The sequence below is a fragment of the Mesorhizobium sp. WSM4819 genome, from assembly GCF_055811215.1.
Genome location: NZ_JBVVQO010000114.1, coordinates 1 through 353, shown reverse-complemented (window position 1 = coordinate 353; position 353 = coordinate 1). Strand labels below are relative to the sequence as shown.

General features: G+C 60.3%; 1 protein-coding gene. It reads right to left on the bottom strand.

Annotated elements, in window-relative coordinates; genetic code table 11:
- Nucleotides 1-332, bottom strand: a 332-nt coding sequence (locus AC0L18_RS32460; protein ID WP_473495753.1) for a transposase, incomplete at its 3' end; no start/stop codon positions are given.
- Nucleotides 333-353: the final 21 nt, after the last annotated feature.

The following is a 353-nucleotide window of genomic DNA, read 5'->3' as shown; positions in this document are numbered from 1 at the left end:
TGCGAGAGGGGTTCGGTCACAAGCGCGATGAGGAAGTGGGCAAGAATCCAAGGCTTTGCGATCCTTGGGTCTTTGGCTGGAGGCGCGCGCAGTTCGATCAGGCTCTTCAGACGCTTGAAGGCGAGCTCGATGCGCCAGCGCATGCGATAGAGCTTGAGGACTGTGTCGGCGTCAAACTCATCCTGGTCGAGCGAGGTCACAAGGATCACGAAGCCGGCGGCAATCAGCGTCTCCTGTCGAACCTGCGTGCCCTTGGCCTTGGCTTCCTTGTTGATCTTGCGCCGCGCTTCTTGTGTCGCGGCCTCGGATTTGCGCAAGGCGATCAGGCGCATCTTCAGGGGCTCGCCCTTCTT